Origin of the sequence: Komagataeibacter xylinus NBRC 15237 (genome assembly GCF_001571345.1) — a bacterium.
Classification (GTDB): Bacteria; Pseudomonadota; Alphaproteobacteria; order Acetobacterales; family Acetobacteraceae; genus Komagataeibacter; species Komagataeibacter xylinus.
Genome location: NZ_BCTP01000031.1, coordinates 1 through 15913 on the forward strand (window position 1 = coordinate 1; position 15913 = coordinate 15913).

Genomic DNA, 15913 nt, shown 5'->3' on the forward strand with positions numbered 1-15913 from the left:
ACGTATCTGCCGGTTACGGTGAACTGGTGCAGGAATTCGGCGAGAGCATGCTTGCCCGGGCCGCAGTGTGGCTGACAAATCGTGAAAGCAAGGCAAGTTTCACCATTGAAGGCGAGGAGCACCAACTTGACCGGATCCAGCGCTTCAGCCACGTACTCGCCACGAGGACAGGGCATGGGGCAGTCCCCCTGACAGATACTGACCTTGCCGACTTGCAACGCAACATCCTCGGTGACGTCACAATAACCGAGCATTTTGGCTTGCGGCTGTCACCGGTATTCGTTGGAGAATACACGATGAGGTACGAGAATGTTGTTCATTACCTCGCGCCTCCCGCACAAGACGTAGCGGATATGCTTGGAGGATTAAAAATTTTCCTCGACAGGACGGAAGGACAGTCTCCTGTCATGCGTAGCGCCGTGGCAGCCTTCGGGTTCGTCTACATCCATCCTCTTTCTGACGGGAACGGCCGTGTACACCGGTTCCTGATAAACGACGTTCTCAGGCGGGACGGCGCCATCCCCGACCAGATCATCCTTCCCATCTCAGCTACCATCATTGGAGACCCGACGAGCAGGCGAAACTACGACCAGATTCTGGACAGGGTTTCAAAACCCCTAATGCGACAGATCACGGATCATGTCTCTTTCGATCGTGACATGAAGACCTATCCTGATGGGATAAAATCCAATCTCGACTTCTCGAATCCTGACCTGGCGAAACCGGCCTGGCGCTATATCAATTTCGCCCCCCACGTTATCTATCTCAGCACAGCACTAGAGATGACCATCAAGCACCACATGAAAGAGGAAGCCATATATCTCCGGTCGCACCATAATGCCCGGCAGGCACTCAAGGAACTTGTTGAAATGCCGGATATGGATGCCGACCGCATCATCCGGTCATTACGGGACACTCATTTCATACCAAGCGGCAAGATTCAGAAAAAATATCCCATGATCGAAAAATTCAGGCTTTGGAACGCCATCTCTGAGGCGCTGAGGCGTTCATTCTCTGAATGATTGCGCGTGGACCGACCGTGATAAGTAGAAAGTTGTCCGTCACCAGATATGGGATCTGAAAAAGGGTTGTCCGAGCTGAAAAGGCAGGCTGCCCTCGTGAGAGCACAACTTTGTAGTCATCGCCTATGGATTTTCACTGAGAACTGAATTCTTCCACAAGGTGCATAACGCAAGGGCTTAGGATCGCAATCCGCAATCTGGATTGTATAAAAGGCATCTTTCGTCCGGATTTATCGACGTAACGCCCCGAACTGGATCATGGTCCGGTCAAACAGGAACAGCCGCAGTCGGCACCCTACGGCGTAGCGAAGAAGCGCTGCCTTCGTATATTGCCGCGTTCCTGAGCCAGGAGATCGCCGCGCCGCCCAGTCCGACGGCGCGTTCCCCTTTTAGTGGGCGGCCTTCTTTCTACCCCGGCGGCGTCCTTGCGGCCTGTCAGGCAATGCAGGCTCTGTCGTGCCCTCATCACCAGATTTGGTGGCAGTGGACGTTATATCCCGCCCCAGTCCAATCTCTCGTGCAAGTTCCGATCGGCGTGCTGTGTAATTGGGAGCGACCATAGGATAATGAGACGGAAGTCCCCATTTCCGCCGATATTCTTCAGGCGTCATGCCATAGGATGCCTGCAGATGCCGTTTAAGCATTTTCAGCTTTTTCCCATCTTCAAGGCATATGATATAATCCGGAAATACGGACCGCTTGATGGAAACGGCAGGTATCTGTTCTTTTACTCTCAAAGTAGTCGGGACGGACAATGAATTGTAAACAGCCCCAATCAGCCTGATAAGTTCATCCGGCAATATTTTGTTTCCCGATACATAAGCGGTTATGATTTCCACGGTCAGCACCAGCTGTCTTTGTTGTTCTTCGGGCATTGTTCATCACCTTAACAGACGAAAAAACTGTGGCCCTGTATATAACACCGCTATTGGGAATAGTCCTCGACGTTTTCGAGGATCTGGCAGATTGCAGAACAGATATGCTCTTGAACTGATATCTATAGGGTCCTGTGCCCGCTCATCTGTATTTTATCTGATCGTCAACACTTCTGGCTTTCTGCCGCAAGCCTGTTACCTGTTGCCCGCACAGCATCAAGACGCCATATCTGCAATACGAAATCATCTGGAGCCGGTGTCAGCCGGGCACTCAGACACACGTTCCTCCTCGGTCCAGGAAGGTCTTGAGGCGTGCACATGTCTGGAAGCTTCAGTCGCGCCAATAATGCGCGACAGACTTTCAGGGATCTGTTCACGCACAACATCATTGAACCGGGCACGCAATTCGTTCTTCAACCAGCAGTCGAACGGATCAGGATCTCCCCGGAAAGACACATCGTCCATCATTAACCTGCTATCTGCTGCTCCCCGCCTGCCTAACGATACGCAGCCGACTTCGTTGCGCAAATGACCAAAGCGTGCGTCAGATCTGAGATGTTGTCGCGGTATGGCACACGGTCGGCAGGATCCAGATACGGGTGAGAACAGCAGAAAGCCGGACGCTCTAGCTGGCGGCGCCTGGCGACGCAGATGGCGTATGGTGACGCCTGCCCAGCACCTGGGCGGCCCGCTGGCTCCGAAGCGTCTGCTCTGCACCCGTCATGACCGCTGGTGCGTTCCTGATCATGACCTGCAGCCTAGCGTCGATCTCGGCCAGACGCGCCTTATGCAAGCGCTCGGCCAGACGCGCCTGGGTCTCCAGAATAATCTCCCTGCCATATGGGCGACCTGACTTCATCAGTGTCTCCTGCGTGCGCCCAAGCGCGATCAGTTCCCGGATCCTCGCATCCTGGGCCTTGCGGGTTCGGGCAACCAGATCCGTGCCCAATGATTTATATGGTTTATGCGCCATTTTCTTTGCCACGTGATTCCACAGATCGTCACTGGTGATGGGCGTCGTATCCCCGAGCGCCCTCTGGTTCCGGACCGCCTCAAAGGTCGCGGCATCCGAGATCATGGTCCATGTGGTTCCACGCGCCCGGCTTTCTGCAACGTATGAGGTAAATCCCGTCGCCAGTTCAACGCCTCGCGGCAGGGCGTTGATGTGCTCGTCTGAAGTAAGCCCCTGTGCGGCATCAATCGTCATGGCATGCCCGAACCCCAGCAGTACCCGACCAGTCTTCACATCACGAAACCGCCGCCATTCAACATCAGCAACAAGCCCGTCCTTCGTGCGGACACGAAGCCCCGCATCACCATGGGCCAGAACCTCCACCACATCGCCGTTATTTCCGACTGTGGCGCCCTTTCCATCCACGCTGCCCCACGTCCGACGATACAGCCGAAGCCGGTCGCCCGTAGCGATCGCAAGATCATAGGTCTCGCCACGCTGATCAATGGCCTGCACGGTAATTTCATGTGTCGAGATCTCGCCGCGCTCCTGCAGGATCCTGCGGACTGCGCGACTCAGATCGGCAGCATCCTGATTGGTCAGCGCCGACATGCTGATCGTCTTGGCCCGGCCTCGCTGCGGGCCGGCCCCCTCGGCTACCAGGGCATCGCGACGCGTCACATACAGCCGGGCAATATCCTGCAGGACTTCCTCATGGTCGCCGCCGACCAGACGGATCGTTCCATCCGCCCGTTTCATATCGATCGCATCCCGGACTTCCTTCAGATGGAACCTGTTACGGACGTCGTCATCATTTTCCTCGTCCGTATGCGCGTTTGCCGCAGCTCCCTTGAACTCGTGGGCTTCCAGATCGCTCTCTTCCGGCTCTGCGCCACGAAACATGTCGGCAATCTGGCGATTTCTCGCAGATACCTGCCGGACACTGGACAGAAGCTCCGGCATGTCTTCCGGATCCAGAACCCGGCGCAGCATCTCGATGGAGTCCCCTGCCTCGATATTCTGCGCCTGCTCGTGGTCACCCAGCGCCTTGACCGTGCAACCAGTATCACGCTGCACCTGTAACAGGCGAAGCATCTGGCGCGGGCCGACCTGACCGACCTCGTCAATCACCAGCACCGTATTCTGGTCCACATCAACGTCACCGCGCTCCAGCCGCGCCAGAAAGGGCAGCATCGCGCTTGTGTCAAAGATGCCGGCCTCACGTAATGCGTCCGCCTGGCGCCAGGCATTGGCAATCCCGATAACCCTGCGACCATTCGTGTCATAACGCGTATCATGTTTCCACGCATCAACCAGCGGAGACAGCAGCGCCGTCTTCCCGGAGCCCGCGACACCGGTGAGCATGGAGAGCGCGCCGCCCCGGCCAAGAGCGTAGATAGCGGCCTTCTGGGTCTTTCCATGATCGCTTGCAAAGTCGAGGGATGATCGTCCGATCGCTTCCGTGATCTGGCGGTCCGACAGCGCCCCGCTTCGGTCTCCTGACGCACGAGCTGCCTGAATCGCGAGGTCCTCCTCGATGGCGATCTGCGCGGAATTCGTCACCCTCAGCCTGTCGCCGCGCATCTCCTGAATCAGCGAGACCCGTTCCCCGCTGAGTTCAAGACCACGCTGTTCAATAAGGGCCACGACATGATCAATGTCCTTCACCCCGCCCTCGATGCCGGTGCCGATCAGGCCCCGGGCCGCATACGTTCGAAGCTTGTCGTGATCGATCACGGCGGCTGTTTCAAACTCCCCTGCGAGATGGCGCGCAGCGAAACGATAGGCAATGTCGTATCGTTGTTCCCTGGTGCCCACGGGCGCTGCTGGCGTGCCAAGTAGACTTTTTTCTTCCCAGCCAAGACGCCTGGCCTGTTCTCGCCATATCTCATGGTCGCTCGTGCCTTTGTCCTTGTCGAGCCGGGCTGCCAGGCCGGCCATGGACAGGATGCGGCGCTTGCGTTCGATCGGCATATGCGCCCAGTCCGCTCCTTCCGCCGCGGCGTAATCCTTGGCCGCCCTGATGACGTTCCGTCGTCCCTTGCTGAAGAAATCCGATATATTCTGCGGCACGGCCGAGATGACCGTCGCCTGTTCACTCGCATCGTATTGCTGGGCGATGCCGATCCGGCGCAATTCATCAGCGAGCTGTGCCTGGAAATATGCTCCAAATTCGTGAACGCGCGATCGCAGCCGCTTCGTGTCGAGTGAACCCACATGCCCCTCTTCCGTAACCACGACATTGAACAGGGCATTATGGATATGGGCATGGGGATCGCCGCCTGCTGGCGTATCGATCAGATAGGTCTGGCCTGTCGCCGCGTCACGCGCCTCGACCGTCGGGCGCGCGGTATCATGCCGGAATGACACCCAGGCGACCTCGCCCGGGTCGGCACCGTCTTCGCCCCCGTGACCGCGCCGTGCGAAGCCGATTTCCCGCGCGACATAGAGCATTGTCGCGTCGTTTGCCCGATCAATGGCGTGCCAGATGGCTGCCCTCTCGGCTTCGGTCGGCGCAAACTCGGCCGCAAGGGTAACTGATTTGTGTGGCGCCAAAGTCAGATCATAGGCACTGATCTTGCGGGCGTTCCTTGACCAGTCCTCGCCATTTTCGGCCCTCTTTGCTTCAAACAGGCGATTGAGTTGCGCGTTCTTCGGTGGTGTCTTCGGATCAATGCCAAGAGCCGCCGCGATCTTGGGCTGCATGTCCGGTCGCCACGAGGCCCGCCCGTCGCGACCGGTGTAATAGCTGGTCAGTCGGCCACCATCCGCGTCAGGCACTTTTCCGGGCTGGGTACGGAAGTCGTGCTCCGGATCTGGCAGTTCCTGTGTGAAATAGGCAGTAATCAGCCGACCACTGCTCTCAGCCGAGATTTTCCGGAACGTCATCATCAGGCATCGGCTCCATCCTCATCGTCGGGCCGGGCGGAGCGGGGCGTCCTCCCCTCCTGAATGTCGAGCAACCTGCCGGTTGTAAGATCAATACGTCTGAGCATCGGGTTCTGGGCTGCGATCAAGGTCACCAATCGGCCGAGAATTTCATCAAGCGTGGGCCCGTCGGAATCTTCCGGCGAGAGGATTTCAATGATCAGTGACAACTTGTCCTCAATCGCCCGCAGCCGTTCCCACAGGTCGTCGTCCTGGACTAGGGATCTGCTTTGCCTTCTGTCTGCCTCGCGCATTATCATCGTTTCCCATGTGAGGACCGAGGGAAGTGTGACGTGGCATCACGCGACTTTACTGATTTTCTTCTGCCCGAGGCATCCTTCATCGCCCGCGCCTGCGCAAAAGGTGACATTTGCGCAGGCCGGAACAGCAAATCAACATGTGCTCCCGGGTTACGACCTGCACCTGCCGCATCCAGACGGATCCCGCACTTGTCGACGCTACCAAGGTGACACCACGGGTTTGTCTGACGAACTGATTCCCCGCGACGTTCACGCGGTAATGGCTCCGTCCGAACGTCGTGTTTAGGCAGTAGTCATAAGATGTCACTTGCTACATCGACAACCCAATGCTTCCCCTGCCAAAAAGATGGGGAAGCCATGCCCAACTTGGTCAACGATGATCACCATGTCTTATTACGTGAACAGAGCCTGTTGTCCGGATAAGATTCAGATTCTCGGCAGTCGGCGTGCTATTCTTCCAGCTCCACCAAAATCGCCGGGTTAATCTCCAGAGCACGGGCGAGACGAAGAGTTGCCAGAAACGTGGGATTGGACTTGTAAACGGGGTCGGCATCCCACCAGGCGTATAGGAAAGCATCATCCTGCTCGTCTGAATTCCGCGAGCATCGCTCTCATCGTCAGACGCATATTCCGTTTGGTAGGGCGACATTTTTTCGCTATAAAGTGACCAGTTTAATGGTTCGGAGCCCGAAATGCAGACCGTCAACCTGGTGGAAGCCAAAGCCCATCTCAGTCGTCTGGTTGATCTGGCGAAGGAAGGAGAGTCCGTTCGTATTCTTCGTCGCGGCAAGGTCGTCGCACAACTCGTCAAGGCGGAGCCAGTACGTAAACCCATTGCAGTGAGTGCTCTTCGTTCACTTACCAGCATTATGACGCCGCAAAGGGAACCTGCTGCAGAAACTGTTCGCGCGATGCGTGATGAGGCAAGGTATTGAGTCTTTATCTCGATACATCGGTTCTTGTGGCGGCTCTGACCAATGAGGAAGAGACAACCCGGATGCAGGACTGGCTTGGCGCCCAGGCACCTGAAGATCTTTCCATCAGTGACTGGGTTGTCACCGAGTTTTCTTCAGCCCTGTCGATCAAGCTTCGCATGGGCCAGATTACCGTCACAGATCGAGCAAACAGCCTGGCCATGTTCACCCGTCTTCGCACAGAAAGCTTTGGTGTCATGCCTGTGACCAGTCAGAACTTCCGGACGGCGGCAAGATTTTCCGATCAGTATGCTCTGGGTCTGCGTGCCGGAGCCGCCCTCCATCTGGCAGTTTGTGCGGATCATGGCGCGACATTATGTACCCTGGATCGTCGTCTTGCCGAAGCGGGGCCCCAGGTCGGTCTGGCGACTACGCTCCTATGATCGATCCTTGATTGAGGACCATTGGAAAATATCGCGAATTTACGATTGCGGTTCCAGGACGCATTACGATCGCATGCAGTCACACATTTGCTTTATCCCCGGACTGACACGCAGGCTGCATCGATTACGGGTCAGCGCCCTGACATGATACAGGTAGGTCATATTGGACTGAGGACACCGCTTAGTGGGACCGGACGTAACGGCCGAAGCCGTTCATCAGATAGCCCACCGTCCTGCCCTCAAAATGAAATCCTCAGGATGATCTCTGCAGGAGATGCTCCAATTGAGCGATCAGGGCAGGCAAAGCCTCTTCTACCGTACGCCAAACAATCCCATAATTGATCTCGAAATAGCCGTGCGCGATCCGGTTCCGCATTCCGCGCATTTGCCTCCACGGAATATGCGGATAACGCGCTACGTCATCCGGGTAGGCAGCCATAACTTTGGTCGTCGCTTCCCCAAGGATAAGCAGGCTCATGACAACGGCCTGCTGGGTCCTGCGATCCTTCAGAAAATCTTCGACCGCCATGCCTTGCACGAAGGAGCGGGCGTCGGTCGCTGCCTCGTGCATATGTCCCAGATAGTCAGTCAAACGAAAATGACGACTCACAAGGCACGCGCTTCAGACAGAACCTCATCCCGGAAGGCTAAGGGCAGATCTTCGGGCGTCCGGAGATCAACTGCTAGTCCCAGAAGATCTTCGAGATCGCTTTGCAGTCCGCCCAGGTCAAAAAGGGTGATTCCCTCGGGCGCATCAACCAGCAGGTCCAGATCACTTCCATCCCGATCCAGGCCATGCACAACGGAGCCAAAGACCCGGGGATTATCGAGTTTCCATTGCCGGGCCAGTCCAATGATGGAGTGACGATGCAGGGCAACGGCTTCAGACGGACGCATGAACACCTCTCCCTTTCCACAAAGCGGTTTATTCTATCAGATCGCTATACTCACCCCAAGGGCGCAAAGATTACTTTATATCTTTTTTTCGGCCTCAGATCGTCGCTACGGAACGTCCCGCACCAACGGTGCAATGGTGTATGAAGAGCCTCTATCAGGCCGGGTCCGACCCGGTTCCAAAGGTGGTACCGGTCCCACCCCGGGCAGGTGCCAAGACGTCGTTGAAATGGGTCCAGTGGGGGTTCATAAAGGGTTCGTACCGGGACCAAAAATGCGCCACCCGACGTCCACACAGCGATTACCTCACACCGGTACAGCCACTGACACGGCCTGCAGGAGAAACGACGTGACGGAAATGGACTCACAGGCAGGCGGAAACCGTTTCATCCGACGCGTGGCCGGAGAAAAAATTCGTGGTCGGCAAGGACAGAAAGTCTCGCCACTTTACCGCTGGATGATGGAGAATTTCGAGGACATCTCGGAAGCGCGTCAGACAATCCGCGCTTGGGATATCTTCATCGAGATCGCACACGAGGATGGGATAACCGGAACGGTCGAGAACAAGGAAATCACCCGCAAGACGGCCGCCAAGACATGGGCTCGAGTCCGGCGTGCCTATGCCGGGCGATCCCACGATATCGTCCGAAAAAACCAGAAGCAGCTCCTGCCCAGTCGACAGTCTAAAGACTGGAAACCCGATATCATTGACGGGAAACACGAAAGCCTACCTCTTGCCGAAGCAGCCCTGCCGGCAGAAATTGCTTCCCTCCAAAAAAAGCCATCCCAGGTCGCATCATTACCACCGACCATTCCCGAGGCGTCAGTAGCAGACCTGGACGAGGAAGAAATCCGTCGCCGGGGTCGCGCACGGGCCGAAGAGATCATTCGGGATCTGGAAAACCGGCGACGGTTGCAGGAACCCGGCTTTCATCAGGAATGAAACATGACGGCACGCGAACCGAAGACCGCGGCGAAAGAGACCGTAAAGGCGCAACCGACCCTCATGATGGCAATCGGACGCCAGAGGGTTGGAAAAACGACATTCCTCAAGGTCCTCACGGAACTGACCCAGCAGCAGGGAGGCCACCCGGAAATCTGGAATACGGATTCACTCAACAAGTCCAATACCATCGCCTCTCTGGGTGATTACGTCCTGGAACCTGCGACCATAACGGCCAAGGGACAGGCGGCCTGGCTGGAACAGAGGATCGAGCAGCTGGTGGAAACCCAGAACGACGCGATTCTTGACATCGGTGGCGGCTGGACGGCGGTTCATGAACTGGTAAAGGCCTCCCCGCTCGTTGCACAGCTTGAGGAACTCGGGATCAATCTTGTCACGGTTTTCATGATCGGCTCGGAACATGCCGATATCGACTATCTTGAAGACCTGCAGGCAAACCGGGGCTTTATTCCCAAGAACACCGTCATTGTCATTAACGAGGCCCTGCTTAGCGGGCGCGTCGATGCTTCAGAGGAAATCCGGCATATCCTCCAATATCCCGCAATCGAGGGCGCACTTGGCCGCGGGGCTGTCTACGGGGTGTTTCCTGCGCTTGACGGGATAAAGCGTGTCTCGGACCGGGGGCAGTCTTTCATGGACTTTGCGGCGAACAGGCCGGTCCACGGCTTCCCGACAAGTTCGTTTTTCGACCGGTGTCGCGTCAGCCGGTGGCTGAGGCGCGACGTGCCGAAGTTTCTTGCAGCACTTGGCCCCGATTATCTGCCGCGGATGCCCGCAGGCCTGCCAGAAGTTATGGGGGTTGGTGTGTGATGACAGCGCCGAACGAAATCGAAGACGCGGATCGTGCGTTTGCCGAGCACGTCGATAACCTGCGGCGGGTTGCCAATCAGTGGATTTCCCGCCCGATCGCACCCGAAGCGGAAGTGATCTCCGCGCTGATTGTCACGCTGGACCAGATTGGCATGCTGGCCATAGAGGCACGACGCGCGTCGATCCGTTCCGTCACGGAAGCCAGGCTGATCGCAGAGCAGCAGCGCAGGGCACTCGCCGACGATACCGTGGTCATCCGCGAGCAGTTGCGCGACGGGATTGAAGCCGTGCACACGCTGCGCACCATCAACGAAAAGCTGGTCGAGAAAAAACTCCTCGCGATCACCGCGGATATGACGAAAGGATTAAGGGGCGCCATCGAGAGCCAGGCCACGGCCATGACCAGACGGTACAACCTGGAGACGGCCTTTCGCATCCTGGGCTACAGTTCCATCGTCCTGATAGCGGGATTTGCGCTCGGACGGATGCCCTGAGCATGTCTGCAACGGGCACGCTCAGGACCGGAACAGAAACGCCGTACGAAGTACTGACACAGGTCGCATGATGCTGGCCGATCCTGTCCGCCTCGCAACAGGAGGCCAAGGTGATCCGGCTCCCCTTTCCATGCCGCCGCACGGCGCAAGCGACCGTGGTCCTTGTGACGTGCGGCCTCGTCGCTCGGCCGATCGGGCACGCACAGACAGTAAACGTGCCGGGCGGGCTCCCGACACATGTCAACGCAACCTATCAGGAACCAGGGCTCGGTGGCTGGACCCCGGACACGACGGGCACAGCCCAGGCCACCAGCGGAAGCGGCGCCATCCCCCAGACAACGACAGCGGACCCGTCCGACAGCGATGCGCTCGAGACCCTATACCAGCAGTCATGGGGCTATGCGGCAGCCCAGAACGCCGAGGCACTGGGCGTCAATCCATCAGCGCTTGCCGCGACCTGCGTGGTGGAATCCGGCTGCCAGAACCTCTACACGGCCGGAAACGGCAGTACGATCACCGGCGCATTCCAGATGAGCAACGGGACCTACAGCCAGACCCTTGGAGAGGCACTGGCCGCAGACCCCTCGCTGGCCTCATCCATCACCAGCGGCACGGCGGGCCAGCAGGATCCGGCGACACAGGCGGTGGCTGCAGCGCAGTATCTCAAGGATGCCGCAACCAGTCTGCAGCACAGTGGCATCAGTAACCCGACAGCCCTTGATGCCCGGGCCTATTATAACTTTGGCCCGAGCGCTGGCGCTGAAATCGCGACGGCCAACGACAGCAGCCTCATGTCGTCCTACATATCGAGCACGGCGATGTCGGGGAACAATATCAGTTCAACCACCACGGTCGGCCAATGGCGCGCGGCAGTCGCAGCAAAAATGGGCAGTGCCGCGTCCAGTTCGATCCTGACCGGCTGACGAGGAGTCCAGCATGAAGTTTTCCCACCGGGCCGCGATCCTTGCGGTCATCACCTGCAGCATCAGCCATCCGGCCTTCGCGCTGCACAGAACCCCGATGCGTGCGCTCGACGGGTACAGATGCATGGCCCTTGATGCGCCGGAGCGGGTCATGATGGATTTCCGGCATCCGGTTCCACTGCAGAGCGAACCACGGGACGGTGCTCCGAGCATTGCTCCTGCGCTGGCGGTACTCCCGGTCGCCACGGACGCACCGCCTACGAACGGCTACGTCCGGAGCATGACCCTCGCATTGCGTCCCGGCTGGGTCTCGACAAGATGGCTAAAAGCCTACGACGCGGTCCATCCCGGCATGACCTGCACGCCCTACGTCATGAATGACGGCAAGCTTGGCTTCGTGTTCGGCAGGGCGACACAGTAGGTTTGTCATCTCCACAATCCGGCATGCTGCATGACCGACATTGTTTTTCATGGGAGCGGAACAGGGAAGGCCGCTGCCCGCCGGGAGGGCCGCGAGGCGCCCGGGTCAAGCCTGAGGGCATGCCCCTGAGGTGAACCGGGTTGCCCGGAGCGCGGGGCACCGCCCTGCGATCCGGGCGGCCCTGTTCACTGAAAGGGGCGTGTCCTCACCGCGCGAAGCGCGGCGCGCAGCGGGCTTGAGGCGGGCGCCTCGCGGCGACATGCTGGTTTCAGGGCATTTTTTTGCAAGCACAATGGCGACCCCGGACACCAGAAGCAGGAACCCGGTTTCCGGGCTCCTGCGGCGTGGTCTCTCAAGGCGTCGGATCGTCGGGCCACCAGGGGTCGGGAGCGTCCGCAATCTCGCGCGCTTTCGCTTCGGCTGCGGCGATGGCTGCGGCCCTTGCGGCCTCGGTCGCCTCCCGCCATGCGTCAATGCCGTGGTCGGCAATAAAGTCATGGGCGCCGTCATCTTCGGGGTGCGGCATTTCCGGGCCATGATAAAAAGGATTGCGATGCCAGACGTCCCGGTCCGTCAGGACCCATGCGTGGTCGGGCGCAGCACGCGAAAGCGCAAGGGCCTCGTCGCGGTCTGCCATGGATTCATATTCGCTCATGCGGGTCGATCCTTGCGGAAAGGTACCTTGCCGTGGGTGGCCGGACCCGCCGTGGGTCCGGCCGGGTCGGTCAGAAGCCGAGGGCGTCCATCTCGGCGGCTGCGGCCCGCTGGTCGATGGTGCGGGCGTTGCTGGCCGTGTAGGGCTTCCACGGGGCGCCGATCATGTCCTCGTAGGCGGCAAGGGCCCCGCGGGCGGACGCGACCAGGGCGGCGGCCTTGATCCCCTGCTCGGCTGCGAAGCGGCGGGCGTTGGCCGCCCTGTTTTCCAGCCCGTCGACGCCCATCCGGTCCTCTTCGCGATATTCGTTGAACTGTGAGGACAGTTCGCGGGCCTGCGCGCGCTTGGCGTCATAGAACTGGGCGGCCCCGAAGGCGGACGCGACAGCGGCACCAGCCATGCGCTGGAGGTGCATTTCCAGCCCCTTGTCGTTCTGCTCCCCGTTCCATGTGGTCACGACCAGCACGGGCGAGAGGCTGCGGGCGATGACGGTGAAAGCCTGCCGGGCCGTTTCCGCGAGGGCATCGGCGTCGAAGTCCTCAAGGCCGAAATGGGAAACGATCTTGGTGATCTGGTCGGGAACGGGGATCAGGGCTTCGGCGGCCTCGATGGTGATGACAGGCGCGCGCCGGGCCGCTTCCTCGAAACGGCGGGCGGCGGGGGCCTTCTGACCCGCTTTTGCCTTGCTGGCGGCTTTCTTCTCTTGCGCGGAAGCGAGGGCGGCGGTCATTGTGTTGGTAGCGTTGGACATGAAACTTGACCTTTCTGTCTGGCGTCAGCCCTGTCCGGTGTTCCAGCACCGGGCGGGGCGTCTGTGGCGGGAACCATTTCCCTTTCCACAAATAAAGAATAGTACAGACAGAATATAAATACAATAAAAAAGATAATATATTAGAAATAAACATTAGTTTATTACTGTTTTTATTCCCTTTATTTCCTTATTCCCATTTTATTAATCGCAGTATTATCAGGAATCTCATAAGCATTCATCCTGAAGAACCCCAGGGCGAGCGGTCGAACCGTTGCGCGAAAGCGTGGAGACCCCGCAGGGGGCTCCAGTGAGGTTAGCGGCGCAGCCGCTTAGCGAACCAGAGTGAGAGAACCCCGAAGGGGCCGCCCCTGATTTTCTTTTTTTCCTGTTGAACAGAGATGTTTCCCGGACCGGCCCTTTCGGGAGAGGAAACCGTATCCAGACGCCCTGTACCTGCGCCGCGTTTTGCGGCCATGCGCTGCAGGGCCACAGCTCCCGTTCGTCTGTGACCCGCGACATTCCTTCAGATACTCTTGATGAAGCCGGAAGGCGTGCCTTCGGCAGGATCGACAAACACCACGTCATCCGGTGCCCGGCGCGGTGTGTCGATGGCAAGAAAAGTGACAGGATCACGCAGGATACGCGGCACCGCATGCACCGCACGCCGCGGAAAGACCAGCAGGTGCCCGGGAACAAACGGCGCTTCCTCAGCCGGGTCATCAATCCAGAAGGTCCCTTCTCCGGAAAGCACATGGAGGACTTCATCACACTGGGTATGATAATGCGGCGGCACGTTCCGATAGATCCGGAACACCCTGATACTGGCTTCAGGCCTGTCGGTCAGATAGGTATCCAGCAGCATCGTATCCGCGGTTTCCGGGAACGCCGCGGCAATCCTGTTGAGATCGAACCGTCCACCGGTACGGTTCATGGTCATCAGATGCTCTTCATCAGTCATGAGGCCTGTTCTCCGCCCATGTTCCACACCATGTCTCGACGAGCGCTTTCATGGTCTTTTCCATTTCAGCCAGGAAAACCTTCGAGCACGATCTTGCCCTTTGCCTGACCGCTCTCGATCAGGGCATGGGCCTGCCGCAGGTTCGCCGCCGTGATCAGGCCGAGGTTCCTGCCAAGCGTGGTGCGAATACGCCCGTCATCCACGAGGCGTGAGACGTCGTTGAGAATCTCGCCCTGTCTGCCCATATCGGCTGTGCCGAACAGCGGGCGGGTGAACATCAGCTCCCAGTGCAGCGACAGGCTTTTCTTCTTCAGCGGCAGGGCGTCGAGCGCGGCCGGGTCATCAATCAGGCCGAAATGCCCCTGGGGCGCGATCAGCTCGACAATCTCTGGCATATGCCGATCGGTCTGTGTCGTGGAAAAGACGAAGCCGGGAGCGCCGGTCGGAAGGGCGGCGACCTGCGCGGCAAGAGGCCTGCTGTGGTCCACCACATGATGTGCCCCGAGGGATGTCACCCAGTCGCGCGTTTCTGGCCGGGAGGCGGTGGCGATGACCGTGACATCGGTCAGGACCCGGGCCAGCTGGATGGCGATGGAGCTGACCCCGCCAGCGCCGCCGATAATCAGCACGGCTGGCTTCACGCCGGGGACGGACCGACGGATATCCAGGCGATCGAACAGCATCTCCCAGGCGGTGATCGCTGTCAGCGGCAGTGCCGCGGCTTCAGCCCAGTTCAGGGAACGGGGCTTACGGCCGACAATCCGCTCGTCGACCAGGTGGAATTCGGCATCGGTTCCCGGGCGATCGAGCGCGCCAGCGTAGAAAACCTCATCCCCGATGGCAAAATCCGTGACTTCAGGCCCGGTGCCGACAACGATCCCGGCGGCGTCCCAGCCCAGAACCCGCCATTGACCCGCATCCGGCGTGGCGCTGCGACGGACTTTTGTATCGACCGGATTGACCGACACAGCCCTGATTTCCACCAGGAGATCCCGCCCTGAAGGGACCGGCTTCGGCAGATCGATGTCCTGAAGGGATGCGGGATTGTCGATCGGGAGAGGCGTCTGGTAACCGACGGCGCGCATGATGTCTGCTCCTGTGTTGATGAAGGAGAACAGTGAGCATTATGCTGGGTTCGGACAAGAACGCACTTTTAACGCCCATAGTATCGGAAATGATACCGTCATGGCCCGTATCCGGCATAAATCACTTGATTGCAGTCCCGGCTGTGCCGTTGAAGCGACGCTTCAGCTGATCGACGGGAAATGGAAAGGAGTGATCCTCTACCACCTGCTTGAGGGAACCCTGCGCTTTAACGCGATCCGCAGGCGCCTGCCCAATATCACCCAGCGCATGCTGACAGCCCAGCTCCGCGAACTGGAACAGGACGGGTTTGTGCTGCGGACAGTCTACCCCGAGGTGCCCTCGAAGGTGGAATACAGCCTGACCGCACGGGGACGGACCCTGGAGCCGGTCATCATGGCCCTCAAGAAATGGGGGGACGAGAATACCGGGTTCAGGCGGGATCCTGAATCCTCTGCGGACCTGGACGAGCCTGCCGCCGATTGTCCGGTCTCCTGCGTTCAGGCTGGCGGGTAAGCGGGCACTGTTGGTGATCCGCATCCACGCTGCAGACATGTACCCGGCCC

18 protein-coding genes are annotated in these 15913 nt (G+C 58.9%); 9 read left to right on the top strand and 9 right to left on the bottom strand.

From position 1 onward, the window contains the following. On the top strand, positions 1–1022 hold a 1022-nt coding region (locus GXY01S_RS11650; protein WP_061275286.1), incomplete at its 5' end, for a Fic family protein. 389 nt (positions 1023–1411) lie between these two features. On the opposite strand, the gene GXY01S_RS17245 is transcribed toward GXY01S_RS11650, so the two are convergent. The 3 genes from GXY01S_RS17245 to GXY01S_RS11660 all read right to left on the bottom strand — a co-directional run bounded on the left by GXY01S_RS17245 (position 1412) and on the right by GXY01S_RS11660 (position 6037). Next, entirely contained in the window at positions 1412–1897 is a 486-nt protein-coding gene (locus GXY01S_RS17245; RefSeq protein WP_082770854.1) for a MucR family transcriptional regulator, read from the bottom strand. A gap of 625 nt (positions 1898–2522) precedes the next feature. Next, on the bottom strand, positions 2523–5741 hold the full coding sequence (gene mobF, locus GXY01S_RS11655) for a MobF family relaxase (RefSeq protein ID WP_061275288.1): 3219 nt from the start codon (positions 5739–5741) through the stop codon (positions 2523–2525). After that, a complete protein-coding gene (locus GXY01S_RS11660) occupies positions 5741–6037 on the bottom strand; it encodes a hypothetical protein (RefSeq protein ID WP_019091969.1) in 297 nt (98 codons plus the stop codon). Before GXY01S_RS11660 ends, mobF begins: the two co-directional genes overlap by 1 nt. Positions 6038–6729: 692 nt before the next feature. On the opposite strand from GXY01S_RS11660, the gene GXY01S_RS17255 reads away from it, so the two are divergent. Next, complete coding sequence (locus tag GXY01S_RS17255) at positions 6730–6972, top strand: type II toxin-antitoxin system Phd/YefM family antitoxin (protein WP_010518306.1); 243 nt, start codon at positions 6730–6732, stop codon at positions 6970–6972. Beyond that, the gene (locus GXY01S_RS11665; RefSeq protein ID WP_019086860.1) at positions 6969–7394 is read left to right on the top strand and encodes a type II toxin-antitoxin system VapC family toxin; all 426 of its coding nucleotides are present in this window, start codon (positions 6969–6971) and stop codon (positions 7392–7394) included. Before GXY01S_RS17255 ends, GXY01S_RS11665 begins: the two co-directional genes overlap by 4 nt. 253 nt (positions 7395–7647) lie before the next feature. On the opposite strand, the gene GXY01S_RS11670 is transcribed toward GXY01S_RS11665, so the two are convergent. Further along, entirely contained in the window at positions 7648–7965 is a 318-nt protein-coding gene (locus GXY01S_RS11670; protein ID WP_019086859.1) for a HepT-like ribonuclease domain-containing protein, read from the bottom strand. A 35-nt stretch (positions 7966–8000) separates the two neighbouring features. Continuing rightward, positions 8001–8291: a nucleotidyltransferase family protein gene (locus tag GXY01S_RS11675; RefSeq protein WP_010518281.1), complete on the bottom strand. Its 291-nt coding sequence runs from the start codon at positions 8289–8291 to the stop codon at positions 8001–8003. Positions 8292–8646: 355 nt separating this feature from the next. On the opposite strand from GXY01S_RS11675, the gene GXY01S_RS11680 reads away from it, so the two are divergent. The 5 genes from GXY01S_RS11680 to GXY01S_RS11700 all read left to right on the top strand — a co-directional run bounded on the left by GXY01S_RS11680 (position 8647) and on the right by GXY01S_RS11700 (position 11900). Then, positions 8647–9231 (top strand): hypothetical protein, encoded by a 585-nt coding sequence (locus GXY01S_RS11680; RefSeq protein ID WP_034926259.1) that lies wholly within the window; start codon positions 8647–8649, stop codon positions 9229–9231. A 3-nt stretch (positions 9232–9234) separates the two neighbouring features. Beyond that, a complete protein-coding gene (locus GXY01S_RS11685) occupies positions 9235–10062 on the top strand; it encodes an FAD-binding oxidoreductase (protein WP_034926262.1) in 828 nt (275 codons plus the stop codon). Next, the gene (locus GXY01S_RS11690) at positions 10062–10556 is read left to right on the top strand and encodes a hypothetical protein (RefSeq protein WP_034926264.1); all 495 of its coding nucleotides are present in this window, start codon (positions 10062–10064) and stop codon (positions 10554–10556) included. Before GXY01S_RS11685 ends, GXY01S_RS11690 begins: the two co-directional genes overlap by 1 nt. Before the next feature lie 110 nt (positions 10557–10666). After that, entirely contained in the window at positions 10667–11479 is an 813-nt protein-coding gene (locus GXY01S_RS11695; protein ID WP_061275290.1) for a hypothetical protein, read from the top strand. 13 nt (positions 11480–11492) lie between these two features. After that, positions 11493–11900, top strand: a complete 408-nt coding sequence (locus GXY01S_RS11700; protein ID WP_034926269.1) for a hypothetical protein — start codon at positions 11493–11495, stop codon at positions 11898–11900. A gap of 352 nt (positions 11901–12252) precedes the next feature. Here the strand turns inward: GXY01S_RS11700 and GXY01S_RS11705 are convergent, their stop codons facing one another. The 4 genes from GXY01S_RS11705 to GXY01S_RS11720 all read right to left on the bottom strand — a co-directional run bounded on the left by GXY01S_RS11705 (position 12253) and on the right by GXY01S_RS11720 (position 15349). Beyond that, positions 12253–12555, bottom strand: a complete 303-nt coding sequence (locus GXY01S_RS11705; RefSeq protein WP_034926272.1) for a hypothetical protein — start codon at positions 12553–12555, stop codon at positions 12253–12255. Between the two features lie 70 nt (positions 12556–12625). Beyond that, entirely contained in the window at positions 12626–13306 is a 681-nt protein-coding gene (locus GXY01S_RS11710; protein WP_034926274.1) for a hypothetical protein, read from the bottom strand. A gap of 523 nt (positions 13307–13829) precedes the next feature. Next, positions 13830–14264, bottom strand: coding sequence for a cupin domain-containing protein (locus tag GXY01S_RS11715; protein WP_061275292.1), 435 nt, complete (start codon positions 14262–14264; stop codon positions 13830–13832). A gap of 65 nt (positions 14265–14329) precedes the next feature. Further along, entirely contained in the window at positions 14330–15349 is a 1020-nt protein-coding gene (locus GXY01S_RS11720; protein ID WP_034926279.1) for a zinc-binding alcohol dehydrogenase family protein, read from the bottom strand. 100 nt (positions 15350–15449) lie between these two features. Here GXY01S_RS11720 and GXY01S_RS11725 point away from each other — a divergent pair, with 100 nt between their 5' ends. Next, entirely contained in the window at positions 15450–15863 is a 414-nt protein-coding gene (locus GXY01S_RS11725; RefSeq protein WP_174520962.1) for a winged helix-turn-helix transcriptional regulator, read from the top strand. The last annotated feature ends 50 nt before the right edge of the window (positions 15864–15913 follow it).